The organism is Actinocrispum wychmicini, assembly GCF_004345645.1.
Lineage (GTDB): Bacteria > Actinomycetota > Actinomycetes > Mycobacteriales > Pseudonocardiaceae > Kibdelosporangium > Kibdelosporangium wychmicini.
In genome coordinates, this window is the sequence record NZ_SLWS01000019.1 from 111,240 (window position 1) to 124,130 (window position 12,891).

Here is a 12,891-nt window from a genome sequence, read left to right on the forward strand (position 1 = left end):
TGCCACTCATGTGCACGCGCGCACGAACCGGGCTATCGCCCCGGGGTTGCCGGCGGGATGAGTGTGCAGGTAGGAGGCGTGTATGCGACCGCATACAAAGCCCTCCCGGACGACAACACCCTCGCGGTCACGCCACACCCACGCGGCCTGGTCCGCGCGCGGCGGGCGCACGACCGTCCGGTGGAACTCGTGGCCGGTCCACCGCGTGCCCTCAGCGCACAGCACCGACGTGCCGGGGGCGACCGCGTCCCGATAACCCAGGGACAGGCTGGGCGTCATCTCGGCCGTGGCGTCGAGCACCCCACACATCGGGTGCCCGTCCAGGCTCTTGACCAGGAACAACAGCCCGCCGCACTCGGCGTGCACGGGCCCGTCGAACGCCTTGAGCGCCTGCCGCAGCGAACTGTTCGCGGACAGTGCCTCCGCGTGTTGCTCGGGAAACCCGCCGGGCAACACAACCCCACGCGTGCCCGCGGGCAGCTCAGGATCCCGCAACGGGTCGAAGACAGCCACGTCGGCGCCGGCCGCGCGCAGGATCTCGACATGCTCGGCGTAACCGAACGTGAAAGCGGCCCCACCAGCGACCGCGACGACCGGACGTGACCCGCCACGATCCACCGCGACGGCCGTGCCTGACCTGCCGCCCTCCAGCGCGACAGCCGTACTTGACCCGCCCACCTCGATCGTCGGCCGTCCTTCGCCGGCAGCGACCTCGGGGCGCCACGGCTCGGTGTCCAGCGGCGCCGCCGTGGCGGCCACCTTGACCACCGCGTCCAGGTCGACGCCGCCGGCCACGAGCCGGGCCATGATGTCGATCACCCGGACCGCCTCCGGGCCGTGCTCGGCCGCCGTGACCAGGCCGAGGTGCCGGGACGGCACCGCCATCGCGTCCTCCCGGCGCAACGCGCCCAGCAGCGGCAGCCCCACCTCGGCACACGCGCCGGCCAGGATCTCCGCGTGGTACGTCGACCCGACCCGGTTGGCGATCACGCCGGCCAACGTCACGTCCGGGTCGAACGCGCGGAAGCCGTGCACGAGCGCGGCCATGCTCCGGGCCTGCCCCCACGCGTCCACGACGAGCAGCACCGGGGCGCGCAGCAGCTTGGCCAGGTGCGCGGTCGAGCCGAAGTCCGCGGTGGGGTGCCGGCCGTCGAACATCCCCATCACGCCCTCGATGACCGCGATGTCCGTGCCCAGCGCGCCGTGTGCGAACAGCGGCGCCACCAGTGACTCGCCGACCAGGACCGGGTCCAGGTTGCGGCCCGGCCGGCCGGCGGCCAGCGTGTGGTAGCCCGGGTCGATGTAGTCCGGCCCGACTTTGAACGGCGCCACTTTCGTGCCACGCCGTCTCAACGCGGCCATCAGCCCGGTGGCCACCGTGGTCTTGCCTGTGCCGGACGCCGGGGCGGCGATGACGACCCGGGGGATCACCATTCGATGCCCCGCTGGCCCTTCTGGCCGGCGTCCATCGGGTGCTTCACCTTGGTCATGGTGACGACCAGGTCGGCCGCGTCCACCAACGCCTGCGGCGCGTTCCGGCCGGTGATCACGACATGCTGGTTGCCGGGCCGGTCGGCCAGGGTGGACACCACCTCGGCCACGTCGATCCAGCCCCAGTGCAGCGGGTACGTGAACTCGTCCAGCACGTACAGCCGGTGCTGCTCGGCGGCCAGCCGGCGGGCTATCTCGCGCCAGCCCTCCAGCGCGGCGGCGGCATGATCTTCAGTTGTGCCCTGCTTGCGGGACCAGGACCAGCCTTCGCCCATCTTGTGCCACTCCACCGGCGCACCCTCCCCTGTGTCCTGGTGCAGCCGGTCAAGGGCGCGGAAGGCGTTCTCCTCACCTACTTTCCACTTCGCGGACTTGACGAACTGGAAAACGCCGATCGGCCAGCCTTGGTTCCACGCCCGCAGGGCCAATCCGAACGCGGCGGTGGATTTCCCCTTCATCTCGCCGGTGTGCAGCATCAGCAGCGGCCGGGTCCGGCGTTGCCGGGTGGTCAGGCCGTCCTCCGGGGTGACGGCCGGTTTTCCTTGGGGCACTTGACTCTCCTCAGGCGGCGCGGGCGGCGCGGACGACTCCGGTGACCTGGTCGGCGGACAGTTCGGCGAGCCGCAGGCACGTGCCGCCGAGTGCGGCGGCCAGCTTCGGGACCAGTCCGAGCCGGACCGGCCCCTGCTCACAGTCCACGACCACCGTGGCGACCCCGTCGGCGGCGAGCATTCCGGCGGCACGCATGGCGTCGTCGAAGGGATCGCTCCCGCCAGCACCCTGAGTGGCCCGTCCGTCCGTCAACACCACCAGCAACGGCCGGCGACGAGGGTCCCGAATCCGTTCCGCGGCAAGCAGTCTACGAGTCCGCAACAACCCGTCGGCCAGTGGCGTGCGCCCACCCGTGCGCAAACGTTTCAACCGCGCGGCGGCGGCGTCCACAGAGGACGTCGGCGGCAATGTCACCTCGGCGTGAGTCCCGCGGAACGTGACCACACCGACCTTGTCCCGCCGCTGGTACGCGTCCCGCAGCAGCGAAAGCACCGCGCCCGTCACCGCGGACATACGTTTGCGCGCCGCCATCGACCCGGACGCGTCCACACAGAACAGCACGAGGTTGCTCTCTTTGCCCTCGCGCACAGCCAACCGAAGGTCGCCCGCCCGAAGCAGCAACCCGGCTCCGACGCGTCCCCTGGCCTCCTGATGCGGAGCGGCCGCCGACAACGTCCCCACCAGATGCAGCCCGTTGCCCTCCACAGTAGACGGACGAACCGTGAACCCGTTGCTGGCTTCGGCCCGCGAACGTTTGCCTGGCGCGCCGGAGCCCACGCCGGGCACCTGGAGCAGCCGGGCCCGGAAGGCCGGCGCGGGCGGTACGGGTGGCCGGTCACCGCCGCCGTCGCCCTGGACCTGCGATGGCGCGTCGGACGGCAGCTGCCCGCCGCCGTCCGGGTCGGGGTCCGGCTCGGGTTCGGATTCGGCCTCGTTCGCCGCGTCCCGCATGGCGTCCTGCAGCTGCTGCTCGTCCATCCCGGGCTCGTCGAACGGGTCCCGCCTGCGTCGATGCGGCAACGCCAACCGCACGGCCATCTCGACGTCGGCCTCTTCGACCGCGTCAGCGCCACGCCACGCGGCATGCGCGATGGCCGTACGCGCGACCACGAGGTCCGCGCGCATCCCGTCCACCTCGAAGGCCGCACACACCGAGGCGATCCGCCGCAGCTCGGTGTCGGGCAACGCCACAGACGGCAGCTGGGCCCGCGCCGCCACGATCCGTGCGGCCAGTTCGGCGTCCGCCGACTCCCACCGCGCGGCGAACCCGACCGGGTCGGCCTCGAACGCCAGCCGCCGCCGGATCACCTCGGTCCGGACGGCCACGTCCCGGGAGGAAAGCACGTGCACGGTCAGCCCGAACCGGTCGAGCAGCTGCGGCCGCAGCTCCCCCTCCTCCGGGTTCATCGTCCCCACCAACAGGAAGCTCGCGGCGTGCGACACCGAGACACCTTCGCGCTCGACGTGCGCCCGGCCCATCGCCGCCGCGTCCAGCAGCAGGTCGACCAGGTGGTCGTGCAGCAGGTTCACCTCGTCGACGTACAGCACGCCCCGGTGCGCGGCGGCCAGCAGCCCCGGCTGGTACGCCCGGACCCCCTCGGTCAGCGCCCGTTCCAGGTCGAGCGACCCGACCAGCCGGTCCTCGGTGGCCCCCACCGGCAGCTCCACCAGCCGCGCCGCGCGCCGGTCGGCGCCTTCGTGCGGGGCGTCGGGGCAGGCGGGATCGGGGTTGCCCGGGTCACACGCGAACCGGCACCCGGGGACGACGTCGACCGACGGCAGCAGAGCGGCCAGTGCGCGCACGATGGTCGACTTGGCGGTGCCCTTCTCCCCTCTGACCAGCACGCCCCCGATACCGGGGTGAACGGCGTTCAACAGCAGAGCCATCCGGAGGTCGTCGTGCCCGACGACGGCGGAGAAGGGGAACCCCACGGGCCAGGTCCTTCCTCGGGTGTCCGCGCCCGAAGTCGAAGGGCGGGCACACGGCAGCGCACCCGAGCGAGGAGCGGAGTATCTGGCTCCCGGCCCCGAAGGGCCGGTCACAGTGGCGGGACCGCACCGGACTCACACCGGTTTCCTCCACACCCTCGCCTCGGGCATCGTATCCCCCTAGGGCCTGGATCGAGGTCCTAAGGCTTGCCGCGGGACAACGCGCTCGGCCACCAGATCTTCCGGCCGATCTGCAGGGTCAGCGCGGGGACCAGCAGGGACCGGACGATCAGGGTGTCCAGCAGCACACCGAACGCCACCAGGAACGCCATCTGCACGAGCGTCACCATCGGCAGCATCGCCAGCGCCCCGAAGGTGGCGGCCAGGACCACGCCGGCGGACGTGATCACCCCACCGGTCACCGACAGCCCCTTCAGGGTGCCCTGTCTGGTGCCATCCTTAAGAGATTCTTCACGGACCCGCGTCATCAGGAAGATGTTGTAATCGATGCCCAGCGCCACCAGGAACACGAAGGCCAGCATCGGCAGGCTGGGGTCGGCGTTCGCGAAGTCGAAGACGTGGTTGAACACCAACGCGCCGACCCCGAGCGTCGCCGCGTACGACACGCCCACCGACAGCGTCAGCAGCACCGGCGCCACCAGCGACCGCAGCAGCAGCGCCAGCACCAGCAGGATCACGATCAGCACCGCCGGGATGATCACCTTGAGGTCCCGCTGTGCGGTGTCGTGGATGTCCAGCCATGCCGCCGTGGAGCCGCCGACCAGCGCGTCCGCCCCGGGTATCGCGTGTTCGACCGTGCGCAGCTGTTGCACTGTCGCCTGCGCCGCCTTGGACGACGGGTCGTTCGTCAGGGTCGCTTCGACCACCTGCAGCCCGTCGACGACCCTCGGGTTGACCTTCACGTCGGCCACCCCGGGCACGTTCCTGGCGGCGTCGGCGACGGCTTGGGCCATGCCGGGGTGCGTGACGATCTCCGTCGGCGACCCCTGGCCCGCCGGGAAGTGCGCCGCGAAGACCTCCATCCCCCTGATGGACTCGGTCTTCTTGGTGAAGCTGTCGGAGAACTGCAGCCCGTCCGACTTGAACTGGGGCAGGAACGCGAGGCAGCCCAGCAGGATCACCGCGGTGATGCCGCCGACCCAACGCGGCCGCCTGCCGACCACACCGGCGACCCGGCCCCACACGCCCTTGCGCTCGACGGTGCCTTCCTTCGGCCGGAACGGCCAGAACGCGCCGCGCCCGAGCAGCATCAACAGCGCCGGGAGGAACGTCAACGCGGTCAGCAGGGACGCCGCGATGCCGACGGCCGCGACCGGGCCAAGGCTCTTGTTGCTGTTCAGGTCGGACAGGAGCAGGCACAGCAGGCCGATGATGACCGTGCCGGCCGACGCGACGAGCGGCTCGACGCACGCCCGCCAACTGACCCGCATCGCGTCGTACTTGCTGGCGTGTCGCCGCAGTTCCTCGCGGTAACGGGACACCAGCAGCAGCGCGTAGTCCGTGGCGGCGCCGAGCACGAGGACCATGAGGATGCCCTGGCTCTGGCCGTTCAACGTGATCACGTCGGCCTTGGTGAGGAAGTACACGACCATGGACGCGGCGGTCAGCGCGAACCCGCCGGACAGCAGCACCACGATCGGCAGCAGCGGGCTCCGGTAGATCAGCATCAGGATCCCGACGACCACGGCGATCGTCACCCACAGCAGCATCCCGTCGATGTCGCCGAACACGTCCGAGAAGTCCGCGGACATCCCGGCCTCGCCGGTCAGGTGCAGGCTCATTCCCGCGGGCAGGTTGACCGCCGCGGTCTCCCTGAGGCCCTTGGCGATGTCGCCGACCTTGTCCCGCAACGACTCCGGCAGCGCGACGATGATCTGCGCGGCCTGGTTGTCCTGCTTCGACGTGATCACCGGGGAGACCCGGCCGGCGATGCCCCCGGCGCCGTCCAGGTCGGGCTGGTGGAAGTTGGCGATCGCGGCCGCCTTCGCCTGCAGGAACTCGCCGTCCGCGGGGGTGAGTCCCGCCGGCCGTTCGTACACGAGGAGCGCGCTGATGTCCTTGTCCACCGTGAACCTGGTCATCAGGTCGTTGACCTTGGTGGCCTCGGCGGACTTCGGCAGGAACGCCGCGTTCGAGTCGGTCAGGACGTCCTTGAGCTTGCCCTGGTACGGGCTGCTGACCGCGCCGATCACCAGCCAGGCGATCACCAGCAGGGCCGGCAGGATCCAGCGCAGCCGACGGGTCCTGGTTCTCGGCGGTGGCGGCGGTGACGGACGTGCGGTATCGACGGACGTGGCCATGCTGAATCTCCCCGGTATGACGTGTGTGAGCGTCCCCAACGGGGTCAGCACCGACCCCTCGCGGGGCTAGTGTCCCGAAATCCGGCCCTGAGCCACATCGGGATCAACCCTGAGATCATCCCCGATGACGTAGGCCACACTGGTAGCTTCACACCATGAGTCGCGCTTTTCGGTTCGGCCTCAACATGACCGCCGCAACGGACCGTACCGGATGGACTGCGAAGTGCCAGCGGGCCGAGGAACTGGGCTACGACGTCGTTCTGGTTCCGGACCATTTGGGGATGCCGGCGCCGTTTCCGTCGCTGGTGCTCGCCGCTGAGGCCACACATTCCGTGCGGCTCGGGACGTTTGTGTTGAACGCGGGCTTCTACAACCCCGTTCTGCTCGCGCGGGACGTGGTCGCGTTCGCCGGCCTCAGGTCCGCCCCCACCGACGGCCGGCTGTCGACGATCACGACCGACGAGATCGACGAGCGGGTGGCGTTCGCGCGGGCCGCGGCCGACGGCCGGGACTACGAGTCGAACCTGCTCGTCCAGATGGTCATCCCCACCGACGACAGGCGCGAGCCCTGGATGGAAGCGTTCGCACCGGTGATCGAACTGCTCAAATGACCGTCCTGGCCCGGCGGATGCACGCCCAGGGATTGGGCGGGCACGCCACCGACGTGTTGACCGCGGTCGCCGCCGCCGCCGGGCTGCAGGCCCAGGACACGGCGGCCTGCCGGCTGTCGGTGCGTCCCCGCACGTCCGGCCTGACCGCCGAGGACGTCACCAAGGCGTGCGCTGACGGAACTGTTGTCAGAACGTGGTTGATGCGCGGCACCTTGCACATGGTCGCGGCCAAGGACGTGCACTGGATGGTGTCGTTCTTCGGGCCTTCCCTCGTTCGAGGCCAGCGCCGCCGACGCGCCGAACTCGGCCTGACCGACGACATCTGCGCCCGTGCCCTGCCCGCCCTCCAGGACATCCTGCCCGGCAACGCGCTGAGCCGTTCGTCCATTGTGGAGCAGCTCAACCGGCGGGGCATCGAAGTCGACCCGAAAGGGCAGGCCCCGGCGCACATGATGTTCTACGCGGCGACCCACGGGCTGATCTGCCGTGGCCCGGAGCTGGCCAGGGACGAACCGTCCTATGTGCTGCTCGACGAGTGGGTCACCGACCGCTTCACCCCGGACGATCCGCTGCAAGAGTTGGGCCGGCGCTACCACCAGGCGTTCGGCCCGGCGTCGGCCGAGGACTTCGCCTTCTGGGCCGGCATTCCGCTCGGCCAGGCCCGCAAGGTCGAGCCCACCGACAGCGACACGGTCCAGCACGGCCTGCGCCTGCTGCCCGCGTTCGACACGTACGTCCTGGGCTACAAGAACCGGCCGGTCGCTGAGGAGTTCGCCAAGCGCGTCAACGCGGGCGGCGGCATGATCCGGCCGACCATCGTGGTGGACGGGCGGATCGCCGGAACCTGGCGCAGGCGTTCGGGCGACATCGAGATCGAGCCGTTCGAACAACTCGACCGGACCGCCTTGGAGGTGGAGGTCGCCGACCTGAGCAGGTTTGTCGGCGGCGACCTCCACCTCGTTTCCTAGGGCAGGCGCCAGATCTGGGCGCCGGTGCTGTTGCAGTCGTAGATCTGCAGCTGGATACCGTTGGCGGTGTTGCTGTTCGGCACGTCAAGGCACTTGCCGGCCGGCGAGTTCACCAGCGCGCCACCGGCTTTCGGCCACCACTGCTGGGCGCCGGTGCCGTTGCAGTCCCACAGCTGGACCTTGGTGCCGTTGTCCCGCTTGCTGGCACTGACATCCAGACACCGACCCAACGCCCGGACCGTGCCGTCCGACGCGAGCGTCCACTGCTGGGCCGCGGAGCTGTTGCAGTCCCAGAGCCGGACCGCGGCGCCGTTGCCGCTTTGGCTCGGGTCGCCGTCCAGGCACTTGCTGGCCAGGCCGGTGACCGCACCCGTCCGCGCGGGCGCCGGGCCGACGTCGAACGACGGCGGTGCGTCCGCCGCTGCGGCGCCCCACGACGTGTTCGGTGCCGTGCCCAAGGTGTAGTCCAGCGTGCCGCCATTGGCCACAAAGGACTCCGGCAGCCACGCCTTCGTACTGGTCTGGCCGTTGACCTTCAGGCTCTGCACGTACTTCGCGGAGTCGGACGCGCCGGGCGCGTTGATCGTGATGGTCTTGCCGTTGCCTCTGGTGATCGTCACCGCCGGGAACTGCGGGCTGGCCAGGACCAGTTCCGAACGGCCCGGTGCCTCCGGGTACATGCCGAGGATCGCCCACACCGCCCACGAGGACATCTCGCCGAGATCGTCATTGCCGACCATACCCTCGGGCAGCGGCTTGAAGTTCGTGGTCAACGCGCGCCGGACGATGTCCTGCGTCTTGTAAGGCGCGCCCGCGTACGCGTACGCCCACGGGGTTTCCAGGGTCGGTTCGTTGCCGAGGTACGCGTTGTTCTTGTCCGGACCGGCGTTGAGGTCCGTGAAGAACGCGTCCAGCCTGGGTGTCACGGCCGCGTTGCCGCCCATGGCGTCGAACAGGCCACGGTAGTTGTACGGCACCATCCACGTGTACTGGCCGCCGTTGCCCTCGGTGTACTGGTCCTGCTGGGTCGGCGAGAAGCCCGGGAACGTCGTGTCGGTGTTGCGGGGCTGGATGTACTTGCTGCCGGACTCGAACAGACTGCGCCAGTTCTGCGCGCGGCGCAGGAAGTACTCCGCGTTGGCGGTGTCGCCGAGCCGGGCCGCGAGCTGCGAGATCGCGAAGTCCGCGCTGGTGTACTCCAGCGTGGTCGCCGCCGAGCCCCACACGTCCGACAGGCCGGTCGGCACGTACCCGAACTGGTTGTACTGCAGCCAGCCCGGCCGTTCCCGGACATCGTTGACACCGGTCACGATCCGCTTCAGCCCGTCCGAGGCGTTGAAGTTCGTCGCGCCGAACGCGTACATGGTCGAGATGATGGCTGTGACCGGGTCGCCGTTCATCACGCCCGTGCCGCCGTTGGCCACCGTCCAGCGGTCGAAGTAGCCGCCGTAGGTGTCCTGGTTGATCGCGGACTGGGCGATGTCCGCGGCTTCGTTGGGCGCGAGCAGCGCGACCAGGGCGACCTGGGAGCGGTAGACGTCCCAACCGGAGTAGTTGGCGTACTGCTGGTGCCCGCTCGCGGCCGAGTGGACCTGGTTGTCGAAGCCCATGTACCTGCCGTCGACGTCGCTGAAGACGTTCGGGTGCAGGAACGAGTGGTAGATCGCTGTGTACAGTGTACGCAGCTGCGCGTCGGTGCCGCCGGTGACGTTGACCCGGCCGAGCAGGCCGTTCCACGTGCCGCGGGCACTGGAGCGGACGTCGTCGAAGCTGCGGCTCCCCTGCTCACTGCTCAGGTTGGCCTGTGCGCCGGCGAGGCTGACGAACGAGATCGCCACCCGAGCGGTCACCGTCGGGTTCGAGCTGGTGTCGAACGAGACGAACGCCGCTGCCGCCTGAATGGCCGGGTCAGCGGCCGCTTCCGACGGTGCCGGGGCCTTGCGGGTGTCCACACCGGACTGCTGTTGGGCGGTCTTCGGTGACGCCGGCAGGGTCTGTTTGCTCGCGCCGCTGATGGACTTACGGGTGGTGTCGACCTTGCCGTCCGCGGCGGCCACCCCGGACGTGGCGAACGGGCGGTCGAAGGTCGCGGTGAAGTAGATCCGGTACCGGTTGCCGGCGCCACAGAAGCCGCCGCCGTCGGTGAACCCGGTCAGCGAGTTGGTGCCGATGGTGATCGAGCCGCTGGCCGCGTTGAACGCCTTGCCCGCGTCCACGCTCAGCGACGCGCGCTGGCCGGCGGGGTATGTGAACCGGGCCATGCCGGTGCGTTGGGTCGTGGTCAACTCGGTCTTCAGCCCGTTGTCGAACGTCACCGCGTAGTAGCCGGGTGACGCGGACTCGTTGGCATGGTTGAAGGTGTACTGGCTGACCGGGCTGCTGCCGAGGGTCGGCAGGAAGGGGATGTTGCCGAAGTCGCTGCAGCCCGGCCCGGAGATGTGGGTCAGGCTGAAGCCCTTGATCCGGTTGTCGTCGTAGGTGTAGCCGCCGTGCTGGTGGGTCACGGTGTCCGGACTCCACTGCAACATCCCGAACGGCGCGTCCGCGCCGGGGAACGTCATCCCGGCCCCGCCGCCGTTGCCGAAGTCGGGACCACCCGGTCGGGTGCCGACGAAGGCGTTGACGTACTGGGCCGGATCGGTGACGGCCGCGGCTGTGCCGGCCGGAATGACAGTGAAGGTCAACGCCGCTGCTAACGCGGCGGTCGCGGCGAGTGCGCGCATGGTGTTCCTCCTGCAGGGGAACCGGAGGGTTGACAACGTTGTCAACACAGATCCTCGCATTTTTGTGACCACAGTGGAATCCACCGCACGGGTCAAACAGCTGATCCGGCCGTGTCCACCAGACAAGGGATCATGGGCAGGCCGTTGGGTCGCAGGAACGCCCGCGCCACCTCCCGGACCTGGTGGCCGGGCCGCAGCCGCAGCCGCCAGCGGGCGCAGACCGCGGCGACGGCGACGGTCATCTCGGCCCACGCGAACTTCTCGCCGATGCACTTGTGTCCGCCCGCCCCGAACGGGATGAAGCTCATCCGCGGCAGGTCCGTCGCCCCTTGTCCCTGCCAGCGGTCCGGGTCGAACCGCGTCGGGTCAGGGAACAGCGCCGGATCCCGGTGCAGCGTGGGCATGCTGACCATCACCTCGGCGCCGGGCCGCAACGTGACGTCGCCGAGCCGCACGGTCGCGGTGGCCGTGCGCATCAGCAGCCAGATCGGCGTGTGTAACCGGAGCGTCTCGGTCAGCACCCGGTCAACGTACGTCATCCGGTCAGGGTCGGCGCCGCCGATCCGTCCATTGAGGACACTTTCGGCCTCGGCGGCCACCCGGTCGGCCACGTCGGGATGCCGGACGAGTTCGTGGCACGCCCACGACAGCGTTGTCGCGGTCGTCTCGGTGCCCGCCATCAGGATGTTCAGCACCTGGGCGCGCACCTCGTCGTCGTCTTCGACGTGCGTGACCAGCATCGACAGCAGGTCGCCGTGGTCGACCCCGCCGGCCCGGTAGGCCGCGATGACATCGTCGACAACGGCGAGGAGTCGGCGCAGGGCCGCGTCGAACCGCCTGTTGCCGGGTGTGGGAATTCGTTCGAACAGTTCCACCGGCATCATCGAACGTTTCGCCAGGCCGTTCAGGATCGGGTCGAGCGAACGGTACACTTCGGCCACCGCGGCCTGGCCAAGATCGGCCTGGAACAACGCCTTGGCCGTCACCCGGAGAGTGAGTCCGGCCATTTCCTGCTCCAGCATGATCGGTTTGTTCGGCACCCACCCGCCGACTGTTTCGTCGATCTGTTCACGCATCACGTTCACATAACCGGCGATTCGGTCGTGGTGAAACGCCGGCTGCATCACGCGGCGTTGCCGCATGTGAGCGGGTTCGTCGGCGGTCGCCAGCCCGTCGCCGAACAACTGCCGCGCTTTGGCGAAGATCTTGCCGCGGCTGAAGTGGCGCGCGTCGGTGACCAGGACCTGCCGGATCAGTTCGGGCGAGTTGATCTGGTGGACCGGCCGGGTGCCGAGATAGAACGTGACGATGTCGCCGTGGGCACGCAGGTTCTGCAGGAAACCGATCGGGTCGCGGGTAAGCGACAACACATGCCCGAGAACCGGAATGTGTTTCGGCGCGACCGGCGGTGCCGCGACCGCCATGGCTACGGCTTGCAGGCGACGGCGGCCAGCAGCGACGCGTGCGCCGGCAGGTCGCGGACCAGCCGCAGCCCGTCGTCCGGCCGCCACTGGGACGTGTAGACGAGGCCCGGCTCGACCATGTCCAGCCCGTCGAACAGCCCGGCGATCCACTCACGCGACCGCGCCACACCCGCCGCCGAGGTCGTCTTCGACAGCTCCACCAAGCCCTGCACCTCTTCCGACCCGTCGCCCTGGTTGTCCGCGATATGCGACAGGACCAGGTAACTGCCCGGCGCCACGGCGTCCATGTACGCGGCGACGGTCGCCGACGCCTGCGCGGCGTCGAGCACGTAGTGCAGCGAGGACGCCATGATCACCCCGACCGGCTCGGTGAGGTCGATCAGGCTCCCGGTGGTCGGGTCGGCGAGCACGCCCAGGACGTCGCACATGTCCGCGGCCACGATGTCCGCGCCTTCGACGGGCGCGAGGATCAGTTCACTGTGCGCGATCGCGACCGGTTCCTGTTCCACATAGACCACGTGACTGTCGGGCGCTATTTCACCCGCCATCTCGTGCACGCTTTTCGCGGTCGGCATGCCGGAGCCGAGATCGAGAAACTGCCGCACCCCGTCTGACGCGCAGAAACGCACCGCGCGACCGAGGAACTGCCGGTTGTAGCGCGCGAGATCACGAACCCACGGCATGGCGTTGATCGCCTGCTGGGCCATCATCCGGTCGACGTCGAAATTCCAACTTCCGCCGAGCAGGTAGTCGTACACCCTGGCCGGGCTGGCCCGCTTCAGATCGATGTCCGTCGGTATCCAGCTGACCTGACCGCTCATCGCGCACACTTCCCTCGAGGACACAGAGGTGATCGGAAGAATTCGCAAAGA

General features: G+C 69.5%; 9 protein-coding genes and 1 riboswitch. Of the genes, 2 read left to right on the plus strand and 7 right to left on the minus strand.

What is annotated here, in order from left to right:
• Positions 1–6 precede the first annotated feature (6 nt).
• From EV192_RS50550 to EV192_RS50565, 4 genes are all read right to left on the minus strand, one after another.
• On the minus strand, positions 7–1,434 hold the full coding sequence (locus EV192_RS50550) for a cobyrinic acid a,c-diamide synthase CobB (RefSeq protein ID WP_132125970.1): 1,428 nt from the start codon (positions 1,432–1,434) through the stop codon (positions 7–9).
• Complete coding sequence (gene cobO / locus EV192_RS50555) at positions 1,428–2,042, minus strand: cob(I)yrinic acid a,c-diamide adenosyltransferase (RefSeq protein WP_132125971.1); 615 nt, start codon at positions 2,040–2,042, stop codon at positions 1,428–1,430. Before cobO ends, EV192_RS50550 begins: the two co-directional genes overlap by 7 nt.
• Positions 2,043–2,052: 10 nt before the next feature.
• Positions 2,053–3,975 carry a putative cobaltochelatase gene (locus EV192_RS50560; RefSeq protein WP_132125972.1) on the minus strand — a complete coding sequence of 641 codons (1,923 nt, stop codon included), beginning with the start codon at positions 3,973–3,975 and terminating at the stop codon, positions 2,053–2,055.
• A gap of 76 nt (positions 3,976–4,051) precedes the next feature.
• Positions 4,052–4,123, minus strand: a riboswitch (cobalamin riboswitch).
• 49 nt (positions 4,124–4,172) lie between these two features.
• Positions 4,173–6,293, minus strand: coding sequence for an MMPL family transporter (locus EV192_RS50565; protein ID WP_132125973.1), 2,121 nt, complete (start codon positions 6,291–6,293; stop codon positions 4,173–4,175).
• Between the two features lie 155 nt (positions 6,294–6,448).
• On the opposite strand from EV192_RS50565, the gene EV192_RS50570 reads away from it, so the two are divergent.
• Together EV192_RS50570 and EV192_RS50575 are read left to right on the plus strand one after the other, a co-directional pair.
• The gene (locus EV192_RS50570; RefSeq protein ID WP_132125974.1) at positions 6,449–6,904 is read left to right on the plus strand and encodes an LLM class flavin-dependent oxidoreductase; all 456 of its coding nucleotides are present in this window, start codon (positions 6,449–6,451) and stop codon (positions 6,902–6,904) included.
• Complete coding sequence (locus tag EV192_RS50575) at positions 6,901–7,872, plus strand: winged helix DNA-binding domain-containing protein (RefSeq protein WP_132125975.1); 972 nt, start codon at positions 6,901–6,903, stop codon at positions 7,870–7,872. Before EV192_RS50570 ends, EV192_RS50575 begins: the two co-directional genes overlap by 4 nt.
• On the opposite strand, the gene EV192_RS50580 is transcribed toward EV192_RS50575, so the two are convergent.
• The 3 genes from EV192_RS50580 to EV192_RS50590 form a co-directional block, all read right to left on the minus strand.
• Positions 7,869–10,595 carry a lectin gene (locus tag EV192_RS50580; RefSeq protein WP_132125976.1) on the minus strand — a complete coding sequence of 909 codons (2,727 nt, stop codon included), beginning with the start codon at positions 10,593–10,595 and terminating at the stop codon, positions 7,869–7,871. The two genes, EV192_RS50575 and EV192_RS50580, sit on opposite strands and share 4 nt — an antisense overlap.
• Before the next feature lie 92 nt (positions 10,596–10,687).
• Complete coding sequence (locus EV192_RS50585) at positions 10,688–12,019, minus strand: cytochrome P450 (RefSeq protein WP_132125977.1); 1,332 nt, start codon at positions 12,017–12,019, stop codon at positions 10,688–10,690.
• 2 nt (positions 12,020–12,021) lie between these two features.
• Positions 12,022–12,840 carry an SAM-dependent methyltransferase gene (locus EV192_RS50590; protein ID WP_132125978.1) on the minus strand — a complete coding sequence of 273 codons (819 nt, stop codon included), beginning with the start codon at positions 12,838–12,840 and terminating at the stop codon, positions 12,022–12,024.
• Positions 12,841–12,891: the final 51 nt, after the last annotated feature.

What these genes read in the sequence shown, in the direction of transcription:
- EV192_RS50580 (WP_132125976.1), bottom strand. Translation starts at nt 10,595, where the DNA reads ATGCGCGCACTCGCCGCGACCGCCGCGTTAGCAGCGGCGTTGACCTTC.
- EV192_RS50565 (WP_132125973.1), bottom strand. Translation starts at nt 6,293, where the DNA reads ATGGCCACGTCCGTCGATACCGCACGTCCGTCACCGCCGCCACCGCCG.
- EV192_RS50585 (WP_132125977.1), bottom strand. Translation starts at nt 12,019, where the DNA reads ATGGCGGTCGCGGCACCGCCGGTCGCGCCGAAACACATTCCGGTTCTC.
- EV192_RS50550 (WP_132125970.1), bottom strand. Translation starts at nt 1,434, where the DNA reads ATGGTGATCCCCCGGGTCGTCATCGCCGCCCCGGCGTCCGGCACAGGC.
- EV192_RS50570 (WP_132125974.1), top strand. Translation starts at nt 6,449, where the DNA reads ATGAGTCGCGCTTTTCGGTTCGGCCTCAACATGACCGCCGCAACGGAC.
- EV192_RS50575 (WP_132125975.1), top strand. Translation starts at nt 6,901, where the DNA reads ATGACCGTCCTGGCCCGGCGGATGCACGCCCAGGGATTGGGCGGGCAC.
- EV192_RS50590 (WP_132125978.1), bottom strand. Translation starts at nt 12,840, where the DNA reads ATGAGCGGTCAGGTCAGCTGGATACCGACGGACATCGATCTGAAGCGG.